Origin of the sequence: Gordonia hankookensis (genome assembly GCF_014673215.1) — a bacterium.
In the GTDB taxonomy this organism is placed as follows: domain Bacteria; phylum Actinomycetota; class Actinomycetes; order Mycobacteriales; family Mycobacteriaceae; genus Gordonia; species Gordonia hankookensis.
Map to the genome: position 1 here is coordinate 140,238 of NZ_JACWMS010000002.1, position 24,214 is coordinate 164,451.

At 67.1% G+C, this 24,214-nt stretch carries 21 protein-coding genes; 15 read left to right on the plus strand and 6 right to left on the minus strand.

Features of this window, described 5'->3' with window-relative positions; genetic code table 11:
• The first annotated feature begins 2 nt into the window (after nucleotides 1-2).
• Nucleotides 3-788, plus strand: a complete 786-nt coding sequence (locus tag IDF66_RS07945; RefSeq protein WP_190266439.1) for a hypothetical protein — start codon at nucleotides 3-5, stop codon at nucleotides 786-788.
• A 67-nt stretch (nucleotides 789-855) separates the two neighbouring features.
• Nucleotides 856-1,338, plus strand: a complete 483-nt coding sequence (locus IDF66_RS07950; RefSeq protein WP_190266440.1) for a GAF domain-containing protein — start codon at nucleotides 856-858, stop codon at nucleotides 1,336-1,338.
• A 3-nt stretch (nucleotides 1,339-1,341) separates the two neighbouring features.
• On the opposite strand, the gene IDF66_RS07955 is transcribed toward IDF66_RS07950, so the two are convergent.
• The 3 genes from IDF66_RS07955 to cysD form a co-directional block, all read right to left on the minus strand.
• Entirely contained in the window at nucleotides 1,342-2,103 is a 762-nt protein-coding gene (locus IDF66_RS07955; protein ID WP_190266441.1) for a 3'(2'),5'-bisphosphate nucleotidase CysQ, read from the minus strand.
• 9 nt (nucleotides 2,104-2,112) lie between these two features.
• The gene (gene cysC, locus IDF66_RS07960) at nucleotides 2,113-3,987 is read right to left on the minus strand and encodes an adenylyl-sulfate kinase (protein ID WP_387999261.1); all 1,875 of its coding nucleotides are present in this window, start codon (nucleotides 3,985-3,987) and stop codon (nucleotides 2,113-2,115) included.
• 143 nt (nucleotides 3,988-4,130) lie between these two features.
• Nucleotides 4,131-5,075, minus strand: a complete 945-nt coding sequence (cysD, locus tag IDF66_RS07965) for a sulfate adenylyltransferase subunit CysD (protein ID WP_317628625.1) — start codon at nucleotides 5,073-5,075, stop codon at nucleotides 4,131-4,133.
• Between the two features lie 48 nt (nucleotides 5,076-5,123).
• On the opposite strand from cysD, the gene IDF66_RS07970 reads away from it, so the two are divergent.
• The 12 genes from IDF66_RS07970 (at nucleotide 5,124) to IDF66_RS08025 (ending at nucleotide 19,104) form a co-directional block, all read left to right on the plus strand.
• On the plus strand, nucleotides 5,124-6,038 hold the full coding sequence (locus IDF66_RS07970) for an IclR family transcriptional regulator (RefSeq protein ID WP_190266443.1): 915 nt from the start codon (nucleotides 5,124-5,126) through the stop codon (nucleotides 6,036-6,038).
• A gap of 117 nt (nucleotides 6,039-6,155) precedes the next feature.
• Complete coding sequence (locus IDF66_RS07975) at nucleotides 6,156-6,674, plus strand: hypothetical protein (protein ID WP_223309390.1); 519 nt, start codon at nucleotides 6,156-6,158, stop codon at nucleotides 6,672-6,674.
• 77 nt (nucleotides 6,675-6,751) lie between these two features.
• Nucleotides 6,752-7,672: an enoyl-CoA hydratase gene (locus IDF66_RS07980; protein ID WP_190266444.1), complete on the plus strand. Its 921-nt coding sequence runs from the start codon at nucleotides 6,752-6,754 to the stop codon at nucleotides 7,670-7,672.
• Nucleotide 7,673: 1 nt separating this feature from the next.
• Nucleotides 7,674-8,840 (plus strand): acyl-CoA dehydrogenase family protein, encoded by a 1,167-nt coding sequence (locus IDF66_RS07985; protein ID WP_190266445.1) that lies wholly within the window; start codon nucleotides 7,674-7,676, stop codon nucleotides 8,838-8,840.
• Nucleotides 8,841-8,844: 4 nt separating this feature from the next.
• Nucleotides 8,845-9,810 carry an acyl-CoA dehydrogenase family protein gene (locus tag IDF66_RS07990; protein ID WP_190266446.1) on the plus strand — a complete coding sequence of 322 codons (966 nt, stop codon included), beginning with the start codon at nucleotides 8,845-8,847 and terminating at the stop codon, nucleotides 9,808-9,810.
• On the plus strand, nucleotides 9,807-10,910 hold the full coding sequence (locus IDF66_RS07995; protein ID WP_190266447.1) for an acyl-CoA dehydrogenase family protein: 1,104 nt from the start codon (nucleotides 9,807-9,809) through the stop codon (nucleotides 10,908-10,910). The genes IDF66_RS07990 and IDF66_RS07995 overlap by 4 nt, the downstream gene beginning before the upstream one ends.
• Nucleotides 10,911-11,200: 290 nt before the next feature.
• The gene (locus IDF66_RS08000; RefSeq protein WP_190266448.1) at nucleotides 11,201-11,560 is read left to right on the plus strand and encodes an L-rhamnose mutarotase; all 360 of its coding nucleotides are present in this window, start codon (nucleotides 11,201-11,203) and stop codon (nucleotides 11,558-11,560) included.
• Between the two features lie 90 nt (nucleotides 11,561-11,650).
• Nucleotides 11,651-13,015 (plus strand): MFS transporter, encoded by a 1,365-nt coding sequence (locus tag IDF66_RS08005; protein ID WP_190266449.1) that lies wholly within the window; start codon nucleotides 11,651-11,653, stop codon nucleotides 13,013-13,015.
• A gap of 93 nt (nucleotides 13,016-13,108) precedes the next feature.
• Nucleotides 13,109-14,269, plus strand: coding sequence for an L-rhamnose isomerase (gene rhaI / locus IDF66_RS08010; RefSeq protein WP_190266450.1), 1,161 nt, complete (start codon nucleotides 13,109-13,111; stop codon nucleotides 14,267-14,269).
• Nucleotides 14,270-14,315: 46 nt separating this feature from the next.
• Nucleotides 14,316-16,352 (plus strand): bifunctional aldolase/short-chain dehydrogenase, encoded by a 2,037-nt coding sequence (locus IDF66_RS08015; RefSeq protein ID WP_190266451.1) that lies wholly within the window; start codon nucleotides 14,316-14,318, stop codon nucleotides 16,350-16,352.
• Complete coding sequence (locus tag IDF66_RS08020) at nucleotides 16,349-17,836, plus strand: rhamnulokinase (RefSeq protein ID WP_190266452.1); 1,488 nt, start codon at nucleotides 16,349-16,351, stop codon at nucleotides 17,834-17,836. Before IDF66_RS08015 ends, IDF66_RS08020 begins: the two co-directional genes overlap by 4 nt.
• 20 nt (nucleotides 17,837-17,856) lie before the next feature.
• Entirely contained in the window at nucleotides 17,857-19,104 is a 1,248-nt protein-coding gene (locus IDF66_RS08025) for an alpha-hydroxy acid oxidase (RefSeq protein WP_164307784.1), read from the plus strand.
• An 8-nt stretch (nucleotides 19,105-19,112) separates the two neighbouring features.
• Here the strand turns inward: IDF66_RS08025 and IDF66_RS08030 are convergent, their stop codons facing one another.
• Nucleotides 19,113-20,570, minus strand: coding sequence for an MFS transporter (locus tag IDF66_RS08030; protein ID WP_190266453.1), 1,458 nt, complete (start codon nucleotides 20,568-20,570; stop codon nucleotides 19,113-19,115).
• A 71-nt stretch (nucleotides 20,571-20,641) separates the two neighbouring features.
• On the opposite strand from IDF66_RS08030, the gene IDF66_RS08035 reads away from it, so the two are divergent.
• Nucleotides 20,642-21,655 (plus strand): LacI family DNA-binding transcriptional regulator, encoded by a 1,014-nt coding sequence (locus tag IDF66_RS08035; protein WP_190266454.1) that lies wholly within the window; start codon nucleotides 20,642-20,644, stop codon nucleotides 21,653-21,655.
• 14 nt (nucleotides 21,656-21,669) lie between these two features.
• Here the strand turns inward: IDF66_RS08035 and IDF66_RS08040 are convergent, their stop codons facing one another.
• Nucleotides 21,670-22,314, minus strand: a complete 645-nt coding sequence (locus IDF66_RS08040; protein ID WP_190266455.1) for a TMEM175 family protein — start codon at nucleotides 22,312-22,314, stop codon at nucleotides 21,670-21,672.
• Between the two features lie 64 nt (nucleotides 22,315-22,378).
• Nucleotides 22,379-24,193: a fatty acyl-AMP ligase gene (locus IDF66_RS08045; protein WP_190266456.1), complete on the minus strand. Its 1,815-nt coding sequence runs from the start codon at nucleotides 24,191-24,193 to the stop codon at nucleotides 22,379-22,381.
• Nucleotides 24,194-24,214: the final 21 nt, after the last annotated feature.

Consider the following 24,214-nt stretch of genomic DNA (forward strand, 5'->3'; position numbering starts at 1 on the left):
TCGTGAACTCCACGACGACCAAGGCACCGAACAAGTCCTCGTCTGTGCGTCCGCCGTCCGCACGATCCACGGCGAAGCGGATCGCAGGCGCAGCGCCGTCGGTGCGCCGCGAGAAGTCCCCCGAGTCGCCGAGCGAGCCCGCGACCGCCTCACCGCCCGACGACGACGTCGTCGTGGCGGATCCGGCACAGGTCACCTCCGATCCGCCGGAGGTCACCGCAGGCGACGAAGCGGTCGCCTCCGATCACGAGGAAGAATCCGCCGCATCCCCGACGCGTCGTGCGCGGGTCCGGGCGGCCCTCACCGGCCGCCGAACCCGCCGGGTCGTCGCCGTCGTCGTCACTCTGGTCGCCATCGTCGGGGTGGCACTTGCCGGTTGGTTCGGCATGGAGTGGAAGCAGTCTCGCGACGTCGACAACGCCGCCATGGCCGCGAAGTCGGTCGCCGAGCAGTACGCGGTGTCCCTGACCAGCGTCAGCGCCGACAGCGTCGACAAGGATTTCGCCACCGTCCTCGGCGGCGCCACCGGCGGATTCAAGGACATGTACGCGAAGTCGAGTGCGCAGTTGCGTCAGCTGCTCGTCGACAACAAGGCGGACGCGCAGGGAAAGGTGATCGCATCCGGCATCCAGTCGGCGACCACCGACAAGGTGGTGGTGCTCCTGTTCATCGACCAGACGGTGCGTAACGCGTCCACTCCCGAGCCGCGGATCGACCGCAGCCGTGTGGTGATGACGATGGACAAGGTCGGTGACCGATGGCTCGCGTCCAAGGTCGATCTGCCGTGATCATCCGCGACTGACCCTGCGTGGGTGGAACGGTCGACGCGAACCTGCGGATGTCTACGCTGAGTTCATGAGCTTCGACATCCCTGCCCTCACGGGGTCGATCGACGCGCGATACGACGAACTCGTCGAGGTGGCCCGCGCGTTGGTGGCCGACGAATCCGACCTGGTCGCGAATGCCGCCAATCTGTCGGCGCTGGTGTTCCATTCGCTTCCCGAACTCAACTGGGCCGGGTTCTACTTCTACGACGGCAGCGAACTCGTCGTCGGCCCGTTCCAGGGGCGGCCGGCATGTGTGCGCATCGCGCTCGATCGCGGAGTGTGCGGGGCCGCGGCACGAACGCGCACCACGCAGCGCGTCGCCGACGTCCACGCGGTCCCCGACCACATCGCCTGTGATGCGGCCAGTCGCTCCGAGCTGGTGATACCGCTGATCGGGACGGAACTGATCGGGGTGTTCGATCTCGACAGCCCGGTCCCCGATCGATTCGGCCTCGCCGACCAACGAGGTCTCGAGGCGATCGCGCAGGTCCTCGTCGACTCCCAGCGGTGAGGCTCAGGCGTCGGCAGAGGTGATCCCGATGATCGCGTCCCTCAGCTCCGGCCGGCAGATCACCAGGTCGGGCAGGTAGGTGTCGTCGCGGTTGTAGACGAGCTCCGAGCCGTCGATCCGACCGCACCACAGGCCTTTCGCCTGGGCGACCGCAACGGGTGCTGCCGAATCCCACTCGTACTGGCCGCCCGCGTGCACGTAGGCGGCGGCCTCGCCCCGGACGACCGCCATGGCCTTGGCACCGGCAGATCCCATCGCCAGCACCTCGCCGCCGATGGCGTCGGCGACCGACGCGGAGAAGGCCGGCGGACGAGAAGCGCTCACCACCACGCGCGGCCGATCCCCCGCGGGCACCGCCGCGAGTCCGCCGGTCGGAGTGACCGGTTCGGTGTCGTCGAGATAGGTGACGCCGAGGGCCGGGAGTGCCACCGCACCCGCGATCAAACCGTCGGTCGCCGACCACAGCGCGACGTGGACCGCCCAGTCGGTGCGACCTTCGGTGCCGTATTCCCTTGTGCCGTCGACCGGATCGACGATCCAGACCCGCGGTGCGGTCAATCTCTGCTTGTCGTCGGCTGATTCCTCGGAGAGCACCGCGTCATCCGGCCGCTCGGCCCTCAGTCGCGCCAGGATGAACTCGTCGGACCGGAGATCGCCTGCCTTGCCGAGCTCCTTTCCTGCCAGCCCGCTGGTGGCACGGATCTCGACGAGCAGTTCTCCTGCGGCGGTGGCCAGATCACCGGCGAGCACACGATCGGTGGACAAGACGCTCTCCTACAGTCCCAGGTTTCGGATGATCGATTCGGCCACGTCGACCGGCGAACCATCCGATGGTGTCACCACCACGTCGGCGTGGCCGGGACGTTCGTAGGGTGAGTCGATTCCGGTGAACTGGCTGATCTCGCCACGACGTGCCTTGGCGTACAGGCCTTTCGGGTCACGTTCTTCACACACTTCGAGCGGCGTGTCGACGAAGATCTCGAAGAACGGCAGTCGCCGCTGCGCATGGATCTCGCGCGCCCGCTGCCTCTCCTCGGCGAACGGACTGATCAGCGAGACGATCGCGATCGCCCCCGCATCGGCGAACAGGGCGGCGACCTCACTGGTTCGGCGGATGTTCTCCCGCCGGTCGTCGTCGGAGAATCCGAGGTCGACGTTGAGACCATGCCGGAGGTTGTCGCCGTCCATCAGGTACGCGGGGCGGCCCTCGGCCACCAGTCGGCGTTCGAGTTCGACGGCCAACGAGGACTTGCCGGAACCGGACAGCCCGGTGAGCCAGATGGTGGCACCCTGATGCGTCCGCTGTTCACGCGACACCTTGGTGGTCTGCCACACCACGTGGCTGTCGTTGCTGACCGGCGCGGTGATCATGCCCGCCGCGACCGTCTTGTTGCTCCCCTCGTCGATGAGGATGAAGCTGCCGGTCTCCCGGTTCTTGCGGTAGGCGTCGAACATCACCGGCTGCTGGGTGTGCACCGTGATCCGCGCGATCTCGTTGAGCCCGAGGCTCGTCGCCTCCTCGTCACGGTGCAGGGTGTTGACGTCGAGCCGATAGTTCAGACCACTCACCTGCGCGCGGGTCACCCGTGTGCCGCACATCATCTGATAGCGGTTGCCCGGACGCAGTTCGGTGTCGTCGGCGAACCAGCACACCATCGCGTCGAGGTCACGGCCGATGTACGGACGGTTGTTCGGGCGCGCCAGCATGTCGCCACGCACGATGTCGATCTCGTCAGCGAGTTCGATCGACACCGCCATCGTCGCGAACGCCTCGTCCACCTTGGTGCCGCCGGGCCCCCAGATCTCGGTGATGGTCGTGCTGAATCCCCCTGGCAGGACGACGATCTCATCGCCTCGCGAGAACACGCCGCCGGCCACCGTGCCCGCGTAGGCACGGTGGTCGGCACCGTCGCTGCGCTGCGGCCGGATGACGTACTGCACCGGCATCCGCGCGTCGATCAGGTTGCGGTCCGAGGCGATGTAGACGTTCTCGAGGTGGTTCAGCAACGGCCGCCCCTCGTACCACGGCATGTTCACCGACTGCTCGACCACGTTGTCGCCCTGCAATGCAGACATCGGGATGAAGGTCAGGTCGACGACGTTCAGCTTGGCGGCAAAGGCGACGAAGTCGTCGCAGATCTCGTCGAAGCGCTCCTGCGACCAGTCGACGAGGTCCATCTTGTTCACGCAGATGGTCAGGTGTGGGATGCCGAGGAGTGAGGAGAGGAACGCGTGCCGCCGGGTCTGTTCCAGCACCCCTTTGCGGGCGTCGATGAGGATCATCGCCAGGTCGGAGGTCGAGGCGCCGGTGACCATGTTGCGCGTGTACTGCACATGTCCAGGCGTGTCGGCGATGATGAACTTACGCCTCGGGGTGGTGAAGTACCGGTAGGCGACGTCGATCGTGATGCCCTGCTCGCGTTCGGCCCGCAGGCCATCGGTGAGGAGTGCGAGGTTCGCATACTCGTCACCACGCTCGGCGCTCGTGCGCTCGATGGATTCGAGCTGATCGGTGAAGATGCTCTTCGAATCGAAGAGCAGTCTGCCGATGAGCGTCGACTTGCCGTCGTCGACCGATCCGGCGGTGGCCAGGCGGAGCAGTTCTTTGGCGTGCCGACCGGGCCCGCTCACTTCGTTCCCGGCGCCCACCACACCGGGCCCGCTCACTTCGTTCCCGGCGCCCACCACACCAGGCCCGCTCACTTCGTTCCCGGCGCCCACCACACCAGGCCCGCTCACTTCGTTCCCGGCGCCCATCACACCAGGCCCGCTCACTTCGTTCCCGGCGCCCATCAGAAGTACCCCTCCTTCTTCCGATCCTCCATACCCGCTTCGGAGATGCGGTCGTCGGCGCGGGTGGCACCCCGTTCGGTGACCCGGGTGATCTCGATCTCCTCGACCACCTTCTCGATGGTGTCGGCCCCGCTGAGGACACAGCCGGTGCAGGTGGCGTCGCCGACGGTACGGAAGCGGACCATCTCGGTCCGCGTCTCCTCCCCCGGGTACTGCTGCAGGAATCGGGTGTTCGCGAGCAACATGCCGTCGCGCGGGATGACCTCACGCTCATGCGCGTAGTAGATCGGCGGGAGTTCGATGTGTTCGGCGCCGATGTACTGCCAGATGTCGAGCTCGGTCCAGTTGCTCAGCGGGAACACCCGGATGTGTTCGCCCTTGTGATGTCTGCCGTTGTAGAGGTGCCAGAGTTCGGGGCGTTGGGCGCGCGGGTCCCAGGCACCGAACTCGTCACGGAAACTGAACACCCGCTCCTTGGCCCTCGCCTTCTCCTCGTCGCGCCGGGCACCGCCGAACACCGCGTCGAAGCGATTCTCGGTGATGCCACGAAGGAGTGCGGTGGTCTGCAGCCGGTTGCGGCTCGTACCCGGACCGGTGTCCTCGACGACACGTCCGGCATCGATGTCATCCTGGACGGAGCTCACCACCAGTCGCACACCGGTCTGCTCGACGACGCGGTCACGGAAATCGATGACCTCATCGAAATTGTGTCCGGTGTCGACATGCATCAGCGGGAACGGCACCGGGGCCGGCCAGAATGCCTTGCGCGCCAGGTGGAACATCACCACCGAGTCCTTGCCACCGGAGAACAGCAGTACCGGGCGCTCGAAGGTGGCGGCCACCTCGCGAATGATGTGGACCGACTCGGCCTCGAGCGCATCCAGATGGGTCAATTCGTACCCGTGGTGCACGCGATAGCCTGTCGCGTCTGCCGTGCTCGACACTGACCATCTCCTTGACATGTCGGATATTCGACACTCAGTATTGAGTATGTGACACAAACCGTAGGTGAGTCGTCTGGCGCGAGTCAACCGTCGCGCGCCGGCACCTCACCTCCCACCGCCCGCGTCGTCAGCATCATCGAACTCCTCGCCGATCCGGACAGGCAATCGATGACGCTTGCTGAGATTGTCCGCCAGATCGGGCTGTCGCGCGCCACCGCCCACGCGATCGTGGGCGAGCTCGTCGAACACGGCTGGATGTTCCGGGACCCGGCGTCGAACACCTACGGGATCGGTCCGGGATTCGTCGCGCTCGCCCGGTCTGCCGACAATGCCGATCACCTGAGTCGCTGGGCGGGTACCGCCGCACGCGAACTGAGCGAGCGATTGTCGATCCCGTGCTTCGTCGCCCGACGCACCGCACCCGATTCGATCACCGTGTCCGAACACGCCGTTCCCGATCACCTCACCGACGACGGAGACGCATCGCCGTGGTTCCGGCATGGCCAGCGCATCCGCCTGCGCCCACCGATCTGCCGCGAGTTCCTCGCATGGGAGACGTCGGAGGTCCGGGCCGAATGGATCGCCCAGGCTCCGGAGACCACACGGACGCGACTACGACTGGTCCTCGACGTCGTCGCCGAGCGTGGGTACTCGATCGAGCGGATGACCGACGATCACGTCGCCATGGTCGACGCGTTGAGCTCACTCGACACGATGTCGGACGGCCTGCGCGCCAAGGTCGGCGACCTGCTGACCGAACTGTCGGTGATCGACTACCTCCCTGACGAGCTGACCGGCGACGTCGCCGCGGTCACGATCGGCGCTCCGATCAGGGATGCGAACCGTGGCGTCGTGGCTTCGATCGTCGCCTGCCCCAACACGACGATGGCGGCAACCGAGCTGATCGCCGTCGCCGACGCGACGCGGTCGGCTGCCGACCGGATCTCCGAACAGCTGCGATAGGGGAATCAGCTCAGCTCCTCCGTTCATCTGACACACCAGTCACGACAACATCACAGTTCCCATAACTCGCAAACATCCGATAACGGGCAGATCGGCTCATCGACTACCGTCCCCGGCATGCCCCAGCTCCCTCACCTCACGACCACGCCTTCCGCGACTCTGACCCCGGTGCGCGGTCGCCGCCCGTTCCGCCTCGCCATCGCCCTCCTCGCCGTCACTGCCGCGATCGGACTCGGCGCCGTGGCGCCCGCGACCGCGTCAGCCGAGACGGTCGTGCCGCTCGACCGATGCTGGGGAGTGAGTCCCAACATCGTCGACCAGCCGTTCAGTACCGCTCGACTGTTCGTGAGTCCGAACGGGCGCGGCCGGGTCACCGCTGCGGTCCGCGACGTCTCCAGCTTCTGGACACCCACCGGCGGGTACCAATCGGCCGGACGCCTCGACTGGCACAACCTCTCGACCGGCGCGAAGGGCGTCGCGGTGAACACCGCGCAGATCAGGCTGTTCGTCGGCGGACCCACGTTCCGGCTCGACACCGGGCCCGGAACGGTTCGGGTCACGTTCAGCGCAGTGAATCGCAACGCGTTGTGGGCGATACCGAGCACCTCCTGTAGCGGAACCATGCGCGTGGGTTGACCGAGTCCCCGACCACGCTGCCCGGATCGAGCGACACCCGACTACCAACCAAGCACTTGCTAGGTTAGGCTCGGGGCATGAGTGATGCCGTCATCCCGCCCGCACTCGGCCCCGACGACCTCGGGCCGGATTCGACACCCGTCGCCTACGAGGTCGGCGGTCCCGAAGGCGCTGTCGCCTACGTGACGCTGAACCGGCCCGATTACCGCAACGCCCAGAACTCGGTGATGACGTATTCGCTCGATGCGGCCTTCCGCAAGGCCGTCGACGACGCGGCGGTCAAGGTCGTGGTGCTCCGCGCCAATGGCAAGCACTTCTCGGCCGGTCACGACATCGGTACGCCCGAACGCGACTTCGACACGTACTACGACAACGTCGCCACCCTGCATTGGGATCACACCGACAAGTCGGGGGCAGATCAGCGTCTCGCGCGCGAGATGGAGGTCTACATGGGCATGTGCCGCCGTTGGCGTGACATGCCCAAGCCGGTCATCGCCCAGGTGCACGGCGCCTGCATCGCGGGCGGTCTGATGCTCGCGTGGATCTGCGACTTCATCGTGGCCTCCGACGACGCTTTCTTCTCCGATCCTGTTGCCCGCATGGGCATCCCGGGTGTGGAGTACTTCGCGCACGCCTACGCACTCGGCACCCGCCGTGCGAAGGAGATCCTGTTCACCGGCGAACGGTTCACCGCAGCGCAGGCCGCCGAGTGGGGCATGGTCAACCACGTCGTGCCCCGGGATGAACTGTCCGCCAAGGTCGACGCGATCGCCGAGAAGATGATCGCGATGCCGATGCAAGGACTCTTCCTGAGCAAGAAGGCCGTCAACATCTGCGAGGACCAGATGGGCCTGCGGAACTCGATGGACTCGGTGTTCGGGTGGCATCACTTCGCGCATGCGGCCAACTCCGAATCGGGCGGTGATTCGCTCGGCGGCATGGACGCCAAGTCGATGAAGGCGAGTGGGGCGTCGGCATCCAACGGGTCGGGGAGCTGACATGGATCTCTATTTCGACGACGACGCCGAGGAATTCCGCACCGAGGTGCGTTCGTGGCTTGCCGAACACGTTCCCGCCGAGCCACTCCCGTCGATGGACACCGCGGAGGGCTTCGAGGCGCACCGGGATTGGGAACGAACGATGGCCACCGATCGGATGTCGGTGGTGAGCTGGCCCGAGGAATACGGTGGCCGCGACGTCCCCCTGCTGCACTGGGTCATCTTCGAGGAGGAGTACTACCGCTCGGGTGCGCCCGGCCGCGTCAGCCAGAACGGTATCTTCCTCCTGGCCCCCACCTTGTTCGAACATGCCAACCCCGGCCAGCTCGCCCGCATCCTGCCCCGCATGGCGCGCGCCGACGACATCTGGGGCCAGGCGTGGAGTGAACCAGAGGCGGGCAGCGACCTCGCCTCGCTACGGTCGACGGCGACCCGCACCGACGGCGGATGGCTGCTCAACGGGCAGAAGACCTGGAGCTCGCGGTCGAGCTTCGCCGACTGGGCGTTCGGCCTGTTCCGCACCGACAAAGAGGCCAAGCGCCACAAGGGCCTGACCTACTTCATGTTCGACCTGCGCAGTCCGGGCGTCACGGTACGGCCGATCGCGCAGCTCGACGGCGAGCCCGGCTTTGCCGAACTCTTCCTCTCCGATGTCTTCGTCCCCGACGACCCGGCCGATCCCGGTGACTCCGGCGTCATCGGTGAGATCGACAACGGCTGGCGCGTGGCCATGAGCACCGCGGCCAACGAGCGCGGGCTCTCGCTGCGTTCTCCCGGCCGCTTCCTGGCCGCCACGGACCGACTCGTCGATCTGTGGAAGCGCAATCGCGATTCGGTGCCGTCGACGGCGAATGTCGATGCCCGAGTTGCCGATGCATGGATCGGTGCCCGCGCCTACGAGCTCTCGACGTACCAGACGGTCAGCCGCCTCGCCGCCGGCGGCCAGCTGGGTATGGAATCGTCGATCAACAAGGTGTTCTGGTCGCAATGGGACATCGCCACCCACGAGACCGCCCTCGACCTCCAGGGCGTCGACGCCGAACTCGACGACAACTGGATGGACGGTTACCTCTTCTCGCTGTCCGGACCGATCTACGCCGGTACCAACGAGATCCAGCGCAACGTCATCGCGGAACGCCTCCTCGGCCTCCCGCGTGGGGACAGGTGACACCATGGAATTCCTCCTCTCCGATGTGCACGACGACCTGGGCTCCACGGTCGACGCCCTGCTGACCAAGGCCGATGTCGCCTCGCGCGCCCGCGCGTGGGCCGACGGCGATCCGCAACCGGCGACCGAGGTCTTCGCCACCCTGGCCGAGACCGGGATCAGCGGCCTGCTGATCGACGAGTCGTCAGGCGGCTCTTCGGCCGGCGCCATCGAGATGGCCGTCGCCATGGAACAGATCGGACGCCACGCCCTGCCCGGACCGGTCATCGAGACCATCGCGGTGCTGCCGGTGTTGTTCCACGCCGCGAACATCACCGGGGAACGTCTGAGCGCCTTGGCCGAGGGCGCGATAGCCACCTGCGCCATCCCACCGATCGCGCCGATGGCCCCCGTCGCCGACGTCGCCTATCTCGTGCGCGACGGCGTGCTCAGCACCGCCACCGTCGGCGAACCGGTGGCGACGGTGGATCCCACCCGCATGGTCGCCGAGCTGACCCCGGGCGAGGTACTGGCCGACGGGGTATCCGTCGACGACGCGATCGACATCGGGATCCTGGCGGCGGCGGCACAGCTGCTCGGCATGGCAGGCGCAATGCTCACCCTCGCCGCCGACTATGCACAGGCGCGCAAGCAGTTCGGCCGTCCCATCGGCTCCTTCCAGGCGGTCAAGCACCACCTCGCCGACGTCGCGATCGCGATCGAGATGGCACGACCGCTTGTGCATGCCGCCGCTCTCGGGATCGACGGTCTGGCGCCGGAGGACACCGACATCCGTCGGGACGTCGCCGCGGCCAAGGTCGCGGCAGGCGACGCCGCCCACCTGGCCTCGCGCCGGGCGCTGCAGGTGCTGGGGGCCATCGGCTACACCACCGAGCACGACCTGTCCCTCTACCTGACCAAGACACGTGCGCTGCTCACCGCGTGGGGAACTCCCGCGGTCTTGCGGCAGCGAGTACTGGAGTCGTTGTGACCAGTGATGTGATCGCCCCCGCAGCGGTCTCGGCGCAGGAGCGCGAGGCGCTCGCCGAGGCCATCCGCGATCTGGTGGCCCGCCGCGCCGACTCCGCGTCCGCCCGAGCGGCGATGCGCGCGACGCCACGCATCGATCGCGGGCTCTGGCAGACGTTGTGCGCGGAGATCGGCGTCTCGGCCCTCCCCATCCCGGAAGATGCCGGCGGTGCAGGCGCATCCTTCGCCGAGACAGCGGCCGTTCTCGAGGAACTGGGCCGATCGCTGAGCCCGGTACCCGTCTTCGCAACGGCGTTGGCCACTGCGGCGATCCTCATCTCCGGCGACGACGAGGCCATTGCGGGGTTGCTGCCGCCCATCGCGTCCGGCGAGCGCATTGCGACGGTGTGTTGGGCGGGCCGCGACGGATGGGACCGGCCAGGAGTGCACGCCGACGGCGGACTGCTCTCCGGCACAGCCGACTACGTGATCGACGGCGAGTCGGCAGATCTCCTGCTCGTCCTCGCCGGCAGTGGCGACGGCACCACCCTGCACGCGGTGGACGCCGACGCCGACGGGGTGACGGTCACCCCGCTTCCTGTGGTCGATCCCAGTCGACCCCTCGCGAGGATCGACTTCGACGAGGCACCGGCGGGCACGATCGCGTCGGGCCCGGACCTGCCCGGCCGGCTACGCACCCACGCACGGGCTCTGCTGGCGGCCGAGCAGGTCGGCGGCGCCGCGGCAGCACTCGACCTCACCGTCGACTACACGAAGTCTCGCAAGCAGTTCGGTCGGATCATCGGATCCTTCCAGGCGCTGAAGCACCGGATGGCAGACATGTACGCGTCGGTCGAGACCGCTCGGTCGATTTCCCGGGCTGCCGTGTCGGCGATCGTCACCGGCGATCCCGCCGCCGACGACCTGGCAGCGGCGGCACATGTGTACTGCTCGGAAGCGTTCGCACGTGTCGCCGGCGAGGGCATCCAGCTCCATGGGGGCATCGGGATCACGGCCGAACACGACATCCAGCTCTACTTCAAGCGCGCGCACGGCAGTGCCCAACTGTTCGGGCAGCCACACGAGGTGATCGCCGAGCTGAGCCGACGTCTCCTCGCCTGAGACGCCCGCAACCCTGCGAGCAGCCGCCTTCGGCTCACGCAGGTCTGCTCGGCTCACGCGGGTCTGCTCGGTTCACGCGGGTCTGCTCGGCTCACGCAGGTGGTCGACGACCCGCGTGAACCGAGCGCACCCGCGGTCCGCTGTTCGACCCGCGACACCCTGCGACCGAGGCCTCCCGACCTCACTTTCTCCGCCCTCGCCTTGACTCCCTCACACCACCGGTCTAGTGTTGCCGCCATCACAAATTGAAACGTTTCAAATCAGTTCGCCCGGAGACCGGAGGAGATGTCATGAGCGACCGACAGCGGGTGTGCTTCCTCTTGCACTTACGTCCCGAGCGGGTCGACGACTACCTCGAGGCCCACACCGAGGTCTGGCCCGAGATGCTCGACGCCCTGCGTGCGAGCGGTTGGCACAACTACTCGTTGTTCCTGCGGCCCGAGGACGGCATGGTGGTCGGCTATCTCGAGACCGACGACTTCGCCGCGGCGACCGCCGCGATGGAGGCCACCGAGATCAACGCGCGCTGGCAGGCCCAGATGTCGGAGTTCTTCCGCCCGCCGGGCACCCGCCCGGGCGACGACGGAACGCCCGGCGCGAACCCCGACACCATCCGCACCGAGCTCGTGGAGTACTTCCACCTCGCCTGACGCACCGGACGGGAGCCCGCACATCGACGACACCGGCTTGACCTCCTCGATCTTCACCCTCTGTACTGAGACCCGACGCAAGGAAGCACCATGAAAGTAGGAGCGCGCTCCACCACCGGCTGGCGGGCGACCATCTCGGTCGCCATGTCGAACTACATCGAAGCCGGCTCCATCATCGCGATCGCGACCAGCCTGACGTTCTGGCAGGACCAGTTCGGCATCAGCAACTTCGCGGTTGGCCTGCTCGCGGCCTTGAGCGCCAACGCCTTCGGCGCCGCAGTCGGGGCCGCCGTCGGTGGCCCCCTCTGCGACCGTTTCGGACGTAAGGCGATCTACACCTACGACCTGCTCGTCTACATGGTCGGTGTGCTGCTGGCCGCGTTCGCACTGAACTTCGGCATGCTCCTCGCCGGCTTCGTCATCACCGGCCTCGCCGTCGGCGCAGGCGTCCCGGCGTCGTGGACCTACATCGCCGAACAGGCGCCATCTGTCGAACGCGCGAAACATGTCGGCACGGCACAGCTGGCCTGGTCCGTGGGACCGCTGATCGGTTTCGCCCTCGCCGCGGCACTCGCACCGCTCGGGCTGTGGGGGTCGCGCCTCATCTTCCTCCACCTGTTCGTCGTGGCCGCAGTGGTCTGGTGGATTCGTCAGGGTCTGCACGAGTCGAAGATCTGGCAGGACGAGGCTGTCGACGAGACACGGCAACTCACCTCGTCGGTCGGCGCACGCGGCGTGAAGGGCCTCTTCGCCAAGAAGGTCAACATCATGACGCTGCTGTTCCTCGGCGGCATCTACCTGTTCTGGAACACCGTCGCCGGCCAGGCAGGCATCTTCATGCCTCGCGTCTACGAGACCGCAGGTCTCGAGAGCGCCGTCCAGCAGAACCTCCTGCAGGTGCTGGTCTGGGGTTGCACCGTGCTGGCCACGTACTTCGGTTTCATGCGTTACGCCGACCGTGTCTCGCAGAAGGCCCTCTATGTGTTCGGCGCAGCCCTCGGCATCGTCGCGTGGATCGTCCTGGTCGCGTTCACCGACAGCGGCATCGCGACCATGCTGATCTTCGCCATCCTCTGGGGTGTGTCCTCAGGCATCGGCGCTCAGGCCTTCTACAGCCTGTGGGCCAGTGAGATGTTCGCGACTCCGTACCGGGCCAGCGCCCAGGGCGTCATGTTCTTCGTCTGCCGCTGCGCGACCGGTCTGCTGAGTTACTTCTTCCCGACGATGCTCGCCGCGACCGGACTCACCACCGTCGGCACCCTCCTCGTCGGCCTGCTCACCATCGCACTGGTCATCGGTGCCATCTGGGCGCCCAAGACGCAGGGCAAGACCCTGCAGCAGATCGAGGCCGAGCGCTACGGGGCGCCCGTGTCCCCCGAACTCGTGGAGGATGCCGCGACGGCACCGACGACCCGCGACATCTCGGTGGCGGCACCGAGCCGCACCTCCGCCTGACCTGCCCGATTGAAACGATTCACACACCTCCCCGCCGCCGGCGACTCCCCCGCCACGCCGGCGGCGGGGAACCACAACCGAAAGATGTTCACCATGACCACCTTTGACGAGACGATCCTCGACAACCTCGAGATCGAACTCCCCTCCTGGGCATTCGGCAACTCCGGCACCCGGTTCAAGGTGTTCGGTACCCCCGGCACCCCACGCACCGTCCACGAGAAGATCGCCGACGCCGCCAAGGTCCACGAGCTCACCGGCCTGGCACCGGCGGTCGCACTGCACATCCCGTGGGACACCGTCGACGACTACCGCGCACTCGGCGCCTACGCCAAGGATCTCGGCGTCCGCCTGGGCACGATCAACTCGAACACCTTCCAGGACGACGACTACAAGTTCGGCAGCCTCACGCACACCGACAAGACGGTGCGGCAAAAGGCCATCGACCACCACATCGCCTGCATCGACGTGATGAACGAGACCGGTTCGCGCGACCTCAAGATCTGGCTCGCGGACGGTACCAACTACCCGGGGCAGGGCGACATCCGCGGACGTCAGGATCGCCTGGCCGAGTCGCTCGCGACCATCTACCAGCACATCGGCGACGATCAGCGACTCGTGTTGGAGTACAAGTTCTTCGAGCCGGCCATGTACATGACCGACGTCCCTGACTGGGGCACCTCCTACGCGCAGGTGACCGCACTCGGCGAGCGCGCGATGGTCTGCCTCGACACCGGACACCACGCGCCGGGCACCAACATCGAGTTCATCGTCGCGCAGTTGCTGCGCCTCGGGAAACTCGGCTCGTTCGACTTCAACTCCCGCTTCTATGCCGATGACGACCTGATCGTCGGCGCCGCGGATCCGTTCCAGCTCTTCCGGATCCTCTTCGAGGTCATCCGCGGCGGAGGGCTCGACACGGGCTCGCCGGTCGCACTGATGCTCGACCAGTGCCACAACGTCGAGGAGAAGATCCCCGGCCAGATCCGGTCGGTGCTCAACGTCCAGGAGATGACCGCACGCGCGCTCCTTGTCGACACCGACGCGCTGACCGCGGCGCAGGAGTCCGGAGACGTACTGGGCGCCAACGCGATCATGATGGACGCCTTCTACACCGACGTCCGCCCGATGCTCGCCGAGCGTCGCGAGGCACGCGGCCTGCCCGCCGACCCGATGGCGGCCTACGCGTCGTCCGGACACGCCGCGCGCATCGCCGACGAGCGAATCGGCGGCACGCAGTCCTCCTGGGGCGCCTGACCTCCACCCGCCCGACACCGTCTGACACATCGAGGAGAACCCTCCCATGACCAACCCGACAGTTGCCGCGCTGATCGCGCGCTCCAACCGACTCGGCTCCGATCCGAAGAACACCAACTACGCCGGCGGCAACACCTCCGCCAAGGGCACCGACACCGACCCGGTCACCGGCGAGGACGTGGACCTGCTGTGGGTCAAGGGTTCCGGGGGCGACCTCGGCACCCTCACCGAGAACGGCCTGGCCGTACTGCGTCTCGACCGCATGCGCGCGCTCGTCGACGTCTACCCCGGCCTCGACCGCGAGGACGAGATGGTCGCCGCCTTCGACTACTGCCTGCACGGCAAGGGCGGCGCCGCACCGTCGATCGACACCGCCATGCACGGTCTCGTCGACGCTGCGCACGTCGACCACCTCCATCCCGACTCCGGCATCGCGATCGCGACGTCGGCCGACGGTGAGGCCTTGACTCAGAAGATCTTCGGCGACCGCGTCGTGTGGGTTCCGTGGCGTCGTCCCGGCTTCCAGCTCGGTCTCGACATCTCCGCCATCAAGACGGCCAATCCGCAGGCCATCGGCTGCATCCTGGGCGGTCACGGCATCACCGCGTGGGGCGACACCTCCGACGAGGCGCAGGCCAACTCGCTGGAGATCATCCAGACCGCCGAGCAGTACATCGCCGCCAACGGCCGCGCACAGCCGTTCGGCCAGGAACTCGACGGCTACCGCGCTCTGCCGGCAGACGAGCGTCGGGCGAAGGCGGCCGCGCTGGCGCCGTTCATCCGCGGCCTGGCCTCGATGGACCGCCCACAGGTCGGGCACTTCACCGACGTCGACCCGGTGCTGGAGTTCCTTGGCGCCGAAGAACATCCGCGTCTGGCCGAACTCGGTACCAGCTGCCCGGATCATTTCCTGCGCACCAAGGTCAAGCCGCTGGTGCTCGACCTCCCGGCGACCGCATCGGTCGACGACTGCAAGGAACGGCTCGCCGAGCTGCATGAGGCCTACCGCGCCGACTACCGCGGCTACTACGAACGCCACGCCACCCCCGACAGCCCGGCGATGCGGGGTGCCGACCCCGCGATCGTGCTCGTCCCCGGGGTCGGGATGTTCAGCTTCGGCAAGGACAAGCAGACCGCTCGAGTGGCAGGCGAGTTCTACCTCAACGCCATCAATGTGATGCGCGGCGCCGAGGCGGTCTCGACCTATTCCCCGATCGATGAGTCCGAGAAGTTCCGCATCGAGTACTGGGCCCTGGAGGAGGCCAAACTCGCCCGCATGCCGAAGCCGAAACCGCTCGCCACCCGCATCGCGCTGGTCACCGGCGCGGCATCAGGAATCGGCAAGGCCATCGCGCAGCGGCTGGCCGCCGAAGGTGCCTGCGTCGTGATCGCCGACCTCGATGTCGAGAAGGCGCAGGCCGCGGCAGACGAGATCGGTTCCGCCGACGTCGCGATCGGTGTGGCAGCAGATGTCACCGACGAAGCCGCCGTCCAGGCAGCGATCGAGGCGACCGTCCTCGCGTTCGGCGGCATCGACCTGGTGGTGAACAACGCCGGCCTCTCGCTGTCGAAGTCGTTGCTGGACACCACCGCTGCCGACTGGGATCTCCAGCACAACGTGATGGCACGAGGTTCGTTCCTGGTGAGCAAGGCCGCGGCACGCGCACTGATCGATCAGAAGCTCGGCGGCGACATCCTCTACATCTCGTCGAAGAACTCGGTGTTCGCCGGACCCAACAACATCGCGTACTCGGCCACCAAGGCCGACCAGGCCCACCAGGTGCGGTTGCTGGCCGCCGAGCTCGGTGAGCACGGCGTCAAGGTCAACGGCATCAATCCCGATGGCGTGGTGCGTGGATCGGGCATCTTCGCCGGCGGCTGGGGCGCACAACGTGCCGCGGTCTACGGCGTCGATGAGAAGGATCTTGGGAAGTTCTACGCGCAGCGCACCCTCCTGAAGCGGGAGGTGTTGCCGGAGAACATCGCCAATGCCGCATTCGCCCTCTGTACCTCCGACTTCTCCCACACCACCGGTCTGCACGTGCCGGTGGACGCGGGGGTCGCCGCAGCGTTCCTCCGATGAGCAGCTCGTCACGGTCCGCCCAGGTCGCCGCGATCGACCTGGGCGCGACCAGCGGACGCGTGATGCTCGCCGACATCTCGCAGGGTCGGCTGGAACTCGAACAGGTCGCGCGATTCGACAACGGTCCGGTCCACATCTGGAACGGGAATCGCACGGCGCTGCACTGGGATCTGCCCGGCCTGTTCCGCGACGCCTGTGCCGGGCTCGCGGAGGCAGGCCGTCAGTCCGACAACCTGGTCGGTATCGGCGTCGACTCGTGGGCCGTCGACTATGCACTCCTGCGTGAGGGCCGGATGCTGGGTCTTCCGCATCACTATCGCGACGCGCGGACCACCGGCGGCGTCGAGGCGGTACACGCCGAACTCGCCCCGGTCGACCTGTATCTCCGTAACGGCTTGCAGTTCCTCCCCTTCACCACCGTCTACCAACTGGCGGCGGAGAAGCGGGACGGTCTGCTCGACGACGCCGACAGCGCCCTGCTGATCCCCGATCTGATCACCTATTGGCTCACGGGCAGACGTGGAACCGAACGCACCAACGCGTCGACCACGGGCCTGCTCGGGATCAACGGCGAGTGGGATCTCGCGATGATGGAACGGCTCTCCCTACCCGTCGGTTTGTTCCCCGACATCGTCGAGACCGGGACCGATCAGGGCCCACTGCTCACCGATGTCGCCGATCGCCTCGGCCTCGTCGAGCGTCCGCACGTCACCGCGGTCGCCTCCCATGACACCGCATCCGCGGTGGCCGCGATCCCGATGGATCCGTCGTCGGCGGCGTACATCTCGTGCGGCACCTGGGGTCTCGTGGGTGTGGAGCTCGAGGCACCGGAGGTCTCCCGGGCCGGCTGGAAGGCCGACTTCACCAACGAAGTCGGTGCCGACGGCCGAATCCGCTACCTGCACAACGTGATGGGATTGTGGTTGCTCAGCGAGACGGTCCGGCAGTATCAGCGCGACGGCTACCGTGCCGATCTCGCGGAGCTGCTGGCCCAGGCAGCCGAGGTCACCCCTGGGTTCGAGGTCTTCGACACCGACGACGCGCGGTTCCTCCCACCGGGAGACATGCCGGGCCGCATCCGCGACTGGTACGACGAGCGGGGCATGCGACCACCGATGACGCGTCCGGAGATGGTGCGCGCCATCGTCGAGAGCCTCGCCGCCGCGTTCGCCCATAGCGTGCGCACCGCAGCCGAGCTGTCGAGAAAGGATGTCCGCACCGTGCACATCGTCGGCGGCGGTTCGCAGAACCGACTGCTGTGCCAGCTCACCGCCGACCGGCTGGGCCTGCCCGTCCAGGCCGGGCCGGTGGAGGCGACCGCGCTGGGCAACGTGCTGATCACCGCACGAGCCCACGATCTGATCGATGGCGATCTGGAGGCGATGCGGACCATCGTCGCCGACCGGTTCCCGCCGCAACACTATGCACCCCGACGTTCCCACAGCGTGCGTCACCACGCTGCGGTCGGAGCAGGAAAGGCATGACCATGCAGGGCAGTTCCCCCATGAGGCGCCGAGTTCCCAAGCCTCGCGATCTCGCACCGTTGATGCAGTTCAAGAAGCCGCAGTTCGACGCCAAGAGGCGTCGGCTCGACGCGGCGTTGACCATCGAGGACCTCCGCACGATCGCCAAGAGACGGACGCCGAAGGCCGCGTTCGACTACACCGACGGTTCGGCCGAGGCCGAGTTGTCGATCGCCCGGGCCCGTCAGGCGTTCAGCGACATCGAGTTCCATCCGGCGATCCTGCGAGACGTCTCCAAGGTCGACACGAGCTGCACCGTCCTCGGTGATCGGTCGGAGCTGCCGTTCGGTATCGCTCCCACCGGTTTCACCCGGATGATGCAGACCGAGGGGGAATACGCCGGGGCGCGCGCTGCCGCACGCGCAGGCATTCCGTTCTCGTTGTCGACGATGGGCACCGCGTCGATCGAGGACGTCAAGAGCGCCAATCCGCACGGCCGCAACTGGTTCCAGCTCTACATGTGGAAGGACCGCGAACGGTCCATGGCACTGGTCGACCGCGCCGCCGCAGCCGGCTACGACACGCTTCTGGTGACCGTCGACGTTCCCGTCGCCGGAGCACGCCTGCGCGACAAGCGCAACGGCATGTCGATCCCGCCTGCCCTCACCGCCAAGACCGTGGTCAACGCATTGCCGCGCCCGCAGTGGTGGATCGACTTCCTCACCACCGAGCCGTTGGCGTTCGCGTCGCTGGACCGGTGGTCGGGAACAGTCGCCGAACTGCTGGACACCATGTTCGACCCCACTGTCACCTTCGACGACCTGGCGTGGATCAAGTCGCAGTGGCCGGGCAAGCTGGTGGTCAAGGGCATCCAGACTGTCGAAGATGCCAAGGCCGTCACCGAGCTGGGTGTCGACGGCATCGTGCTGTCGAATCACGGTGGGCGTCAGCTCGATCGGGCACCGATACCGTTCCATCTGCTGCCCGACGTCGCACGCGAGGTCGGCGAGCGAACCGAGATCATCCTCGACACCGGCATCTCCTCGGGCGCCGACATCGTCGCGGCCCTCGCCCTCGGTGCCGACTTCACCCTGGTCGGGCGTGCCTACCTCTACGGCCTGATGGCCGGTGGTGAGGCAGGCGTCGACCGGATGATCGAGATCCTCTCCGAGCAGATCGCACGCACCATGCGCCTTCTCGGTGTCGCCTCGCTCGAGGAACTGACACCGGCTCACGTGACGCAGTTGGAGCGGTTGGTACCGCGGTCCCGACCTGTGGCGCCCGGATAGCGACGAAGCTACCGCGACGTTCCGACCCGTCGCTCGGCGAACTGGTCGGCCAGCCCGACGACCAGCGCGACCAGCACCAGCAGCGCCGCCGTCGAGAGCCCGAGTTCGAACGCCTTCGACCAGTCGCCGTGCGTACTCGCCACCTGCGCGAAGAACACTGCTCCCACCACCGCGATACCGGCGGCCGAGCCGATGCGCTGACCGGTCTGCAGGACGCCACCCGCGATGCCCGCCTTGGAGACCGGGACCTCGTCGAGACTGAGGGTGAGGTTCGGCGAGATCACCAGTCCCGATCCGACGCCGGTCACCAGCAACGGAAATGCGGCGGCGTAGCCCACGTTGTCGCCGGGTACCAGATGAACTGCGAACACGGTCGCCACCATGCCGACGACGACGAGCAGCAGTCCGAAGACGACCAGCCTGCGCCCGAACTTCCCGACGATGTTCCCGCCGATGCCCGCCGACACCGCGGAACCGAGCGCGAAGGGGGTCACGGCAAGACCGGCCATGAGTGCCGAATAGCCCAGTCCCTGCTGCACATAGAGGGTGTAGATGAAGAAGACCGTGGTGAAACCGGCGAAGTACACGAGCGCGATGACACAGCCGAGCGAATACGAACGCAGCGAGAACAACGAGAGGTCCACGAGTTGCTGACGGCCCCGGCGCGCCTGGTACCGCTCCCACCACACGAAGACCGCCAGGAGCACCGTGGCGACGACCAGCAGCAACCACTTGCCATTGCCGTCCCACTGCTGTTCCTGGACGAGCGGCAGCATCAGGGCGACGACGCCGATGCCGAGCAACAGCACCCCGATGGGGTCGAACGACGAAGCACGCAACGGCTGCTTGGTCTCGACCGGCCGGGCCGGTATCAGCCGGACTGCCGCGATGAAGGCGAGGATGCCGATCGGCACGTTCACGAAGAACACCCATCGCCAGCCGTGCTCCTCGCCGCCGATCTGGATGAGGATGCCGCCGAGCAGCGGCCCGACCGCGGTCGAGATACCGATGGTCGCGGCGAACATCCCGAACGCCCGGCCCCGCTCGGCGCCGCGGAACAGGAGCTGGATGAGTCCCGACACCTGAGGGCTGAGAATGCCGCCTGCGACGCCCTGGATGAGCCGCGAGATCACCAGCATGCCCGGCGCTGGTGCCAGGCCGCACGCCGCCGAGGCCAGGATGAACAGCGTCAATCCGACGAGGAATGTCGTCTTGCGGCCCCGGGCGTCCCCGACGCGGCCTGCCGGTACCAGTACGAGTCCGAAGGTCAGGGCATATCCGGAGACCACCCACGACAGGTCGGCCGACGTCGCGCCGAGGCCCTCCTCGATCGACGGCAGTGCCACGTTCACGATCGAGACGTCGAGCAGGGTCATGAAGCCGACCACCAGGCACACTGCCAGCGCCTTCCAGCGCCGCGGATCGGGCTCGTACTGATCGGAGAGCGGGCCGGCCGGCATCGACATGTCTGTAGTGAACCACCTCCGACCGTGTCGGGCGTGCGACTCAGGCCCCCGGGATCTGGTGAGATGGGCCCATGGGAGTGAGCATGCGCGAGGTCGCGGCCGCGGCGTCGGTCTCGGTCGGCACCGTCTCCAACGTGCTCAACTCCCCCGACAAGGTGGCCCCGGCGACGGTGATCCGGGTGCAGGCCGCGATCGAGGCGCTCGGGTTCGTCCGCAACGACGCGGCACGGCAGCTTCGGGCCGGCCGCTCCCGGTGCGTCGGCCTCGTCGTGCTCGACGTCGGCAACCCGTTCTTCACCGACATCGCCCGCGCCGCTGAGCGACGTGCGGGTGATCACGATCTGACCGTGCTGCTCGGAACGTCCGACGACGACGAACGACGGGAGCACGCCTACATCGACGCCTTCGACGAGCAGCGGGTGTACGGACTGCTGGTGTCACCCATCGGTGACGACCTGGGACGTCTCGACCTGCTCCGAAGGCGCGGCACGCCGGTCATCCTGGTCGACCGGGATGCCGATGGCACCCCCTTCGACTCCGTGGCCGTCGACGACATCGCCGGGGGTCGCCTGGCGGTGTCGCATCTCTGCTCGATCGGGCGCCGCCAGATCGCCTATGTCGGCGGGCCGGCGGGACTTCGCCAGGTCGCCGATCGGCGACGGGGCGCCGAGCAGGCCGTGGCCGAGGTCGACGGCGCATCGCTGGAGGTGGTGGAGACCTCGGCCCTCAGCGTGCTCGCCGGACGCGAGGTCGGGGAATCGCTGCAGCGCAGGAGCCCTGCCGCCCGGCCCGACGCCGTGTTCTGTGCCAACGACCTCGTGGCGATAGGCGTCCTGCAGGCCTTCACCATGTTGGGTGGCGATGTTCGTGTCCCCGACGACATCGCCCTGATCGGCTACGACGACATCGATTTCGCGGGTTCGGCGGTTGTCCCTCTGTCATCGGTCCGGCAGCCGACCTCCCTCATCGGCGCAACCGCTGTCGAGCTCCTGATCTCCGCAGCCACCGAGTCGCCGCAGCGACACCGGCCGTCGAATCCCGTCTTTCAGCCTGAGCTGGTGGCCCGGGCGTCGACCCTCGGTTGAGGGCACCACCCGTTTCATCTCCGCGACTTCTCGGCCCCTCGATGACGAAGTCGGGCAAGCAGTTTCTCCACCGGCCCCGACAGGAACAGCAGCAACAAGGGCCAGACGTCCGTCGCGGGATAGATGATCGCGACGACCATCGCGACCACCAGCAGAAGGAATGTGCCTGTACCCGAACGCTGTTCGAGCCACGGCTCGATGTCCTCACCCGGCTCCAGCAGGTCACGATGACGTGCGCCCCAGCCGGTCATCGTGACCAACGAGAGGATCGACACGGCGAGCACCCCCATGTAGACGGCATTGGCGCGCTCGATGTGCCGGTTGTCGAGCATGGCCGTGGCGAACGGGAGCACCACGATGGTGAGCAGCCAGACGAAGTGGAGTTCGAACAGCACGCGGTCGTAGATCCGGAAATGCTCCATGATCCGGTGATGATTGCGCCACAGAACCCAGATCACGATGAAGCTGATGGCAAAACTGATGATCTCCGGCAGGTACTCGGAGAACACATCACCGACCGTGGTGTCCTGCGTGACCTCGCGAGCGATGTCCGCAAGCGGCAGCACGAGGAGAGTCAGCGCGATCGCGACCACTGCGTCCGAGAACGCGATCAGCCGCCGGAATCCCTCCTCGGTTCGACGAGACTCGTGGTCGGCCATGCTCCAGACAGTACGATGACCCGCGAGCGAGTGCTCGGCTTGCGGCGAATCCCACGCTTCGCAGTCACCGACCGGCCACGGAGGCCTTCACGAACTCGGCGGCCGCAAGCGCTTTCTCCAACTGCCCGGCCTTGACCAAGTCGTCAGCGGCCGAGGGTGTCTGCCACTGCGCCACCGGGCTGAGCTCGCCGTCGAGGAATTGCTGTCTGCACATGCCCCGCTGGATCTTTCCACTCGACGTCGTGGGGATCGAGACGCGCTCCACGAGCACCACCGAGTGCGTGTCGATTCCGTACCGCTCGGTCACGGTGGCCCGGACCTTGTCGATGACGGGGGCAAGCTCTGCTGCATCGATCCGATCGCTGTCGACCTCCTGCACGATGACCAGTCGCTCGACCTGCCGCAGGCCCGGTGTGAACGCAAAGGCCGCACCTCGACCGGACACCAACGCCGGATGACAGCCCTGGACGGTCAGCTCGATGTCGTTGGGATAGTGGTTGCCGCCACGGATCACGATGAGATCCTTGCAACGGCCGGTGATGAACAGCTCGCCCGCGGCCAGGAACCCGAGATCACCGGTACGCAGGAACGGACCTTCCGACGTATCCGCCGTCGATGCCGCGAAGGTGTGTTCGGTTTCTTTCGGGCGTGCCCAATAACCCTGGGCGACACCGGGTCCGGAGAGCCAGATCTCGCCGACCTCGTTCACCTCGCACCGACGCCGGGTCACCGGGTTCACGATGGCGACCTCACCCGCCCGCGGCCGACCGCAACCGACCACGGCGACCGATCGGTCGCCCGCGACACCGTCGACGATACGGTCCCGAGTCAGCGCCTCGCGGTCGACGTGACCGACCAGCGGAAGGTCGGAGTCCGACCCGCCGGATACCAGCAGCGTCGCCTCTGCCAGTCCGTACACAGCAGAGAAGGCCTCCGGTCGGAATCCGGCGGAAGCGAAGGCCGCGGCGAATGCCTGCAGGGACGCGGCCCGGACCGGCTCGGCACCGTTCATGGCGGTGGTCAGGCTCGACAGATCAAGCGCCGCGCGCTCTTCGGCGGTGCTGTGCTCGACACACAGGTCGTAGGCGAAGTTCGGTGCAACCGTGTAGGTGGCTCGATGACGGGATATCGCCTCCATCCACCGCATCGGCCGTTTGACGAAGGAGGTCGGCGACATCAAATGGGTGGAGCACCCGAGGTAGACCATCGAGAAGACGCCACCGATGAGCCCCATGTCGTGGTGCGAGGGCAACCAGAGGCACCCGATATCCGTGTCGTCGCCCGGCCAGGACTGACGGATGGACTCCATGTTGTGCATCAGGTTGCGGTGCGTCAGCACGACACCCTTCGGCGACGTGGTGGACCCCGATGTGTACTGCACCATGGCCGTTGCGTCGGCATCGACGTCGGGTGCCACCCATTCTGCGGCGTCGGCGGACACCTCGTCGAGCAGACCCCACTGCAGGTCTTGCCCCTCGCCGAGCCCGACCAGGGCGGACTTGATGCTCTCGTGCGTCTCGGCCACGCCCAGTGCGAATCGCGCTCGGGCATCAGGGACCACCGACGAGAGCCTCGGGGCCAGCCGCTCGTGGACCGGCACGGCCACCGCGCCCGCGTAGATACAGCCGAAGATCCCGGCGATGTGATCGAGGCCAGGCCGGCACAGCACCAGCACGCGTTCACCCGCGGCACCTTGCGCCTGCAGGCCCGCCGCGATCGCCCGAGCTCTCGTGTCCAGCTCGCGATACGTCAGCCGGCGAGAGTTCTCGTCGTCGCCGTCGTAGGAGAAGCCGAATGCGAGCTTGTCCTCGTAGGTATCGGCCCGCCGGCGCATCATGTCCAGAAGGGTCGCCTCGACGGGCGTTGTGTGGTTCTGCATCCGTCACCTCATCGTTCGTGC

Coding starts and splice junctions, on each gene's coding strand:
- IDF66_RS07950 (WP_190266440.1), top strand. CDS start 856: ATGAGCTTCGACATCCCTGCCCTCACGGGGTCGATCGACGCGCGATAC.
- IDF66_RS07975 (WP_223309390.1), top strand. CDS start 6,156: ATGCCCCAGCTCCCTCACCTCACGACCACGCCTTCCGCGACTCTGACC.
- IDF66_RS07980 (WP_190266444.1), top strand. CDS start 6,752: ATGAGTGATGCCGTCATCCCGCCCGCACTCGGCCCCGACGACCTCGGG.
- IDF66_RS07985 (WP_190266445.1), top strand. CDS start 7,674: ATGGATCTCTATTTCGACGACGACGCCGAGGAATTCCGCACCGAGGTG.
- IDF66_RS07990 (WP_190266446.1), top strand. CDS start 8,845: ATGGAATTCCTCCTCTCCGATGTGCACGACGACCTGGGCTCCACGGTC.
- IDF66_RS08000 (WP_190266448.1), top strand. CDS start 11,201: ATGAGCGACCGACAGCGGGTGTGCTTCCTCTTGCACTTACGTCCCGAG.
- IDF66_RS08005 (WP_190266449.1), top strand. CDS start 11,651: ATGAAAGTAGGAGCGCGCTCCACCACCGGCTGGCGGGCGACCATCTCG.
- rhaI (WP_190266450.1), top strand. CDS start 13,109: ATGACCACCTTTGACGAGACGATCCTCGACAACCTCGAGATCGAACTC.
- IDF66_RS08015 (WP_190266451.1), top strand. CDS start 14,316: ATGACCAACCCGACAGTTGCCGCGCTGATCGCGCGCTCCAACCGACTC.
- IDF66_RS08020 (WP_190266452.1), top strand. CDS start 16,349: ATGAGCAGCTCGTCACGGTCCGCCCAGGTCGCCGCGATCGACCTGGGC.
- IDF66_RS08025 (WP_164307784.1), top strand. CDS start 17,857: ATGAGGCGCCGAGTTCCCAAGCCTCGCGATCTCGCACCGTTGATGCAG.
- IDF66_RS08030 (WP_190266453.1), bottom strand. CDS start 20,570: ATGTCGATGCCGGCCGGCCCGCTCTCCGATCAGTACGAGCCCGATCCG.
- IDF66_RS08035 (WP_190266454.1), top strand. CDS start 20,642: ATGGGAGTGAGCATGCGCGAGGTCGCGGCCGCGGCGTCGGTCTCGGTC.
- IDF66_RS08040 (WP_190266455.1), bottom strand. CDS start 22,314: ATGGCCGACCACGAGTCTCGTCGAACCGAGGAGGGATTCCGGCGGCTG.
- IDF66_RS08045 (WP_190266456.1), bottom strand. CDS start 24,193: ATGCAGAACCACACAACGCCCGTCGAGGCGACCCTTCTGGACATGATG.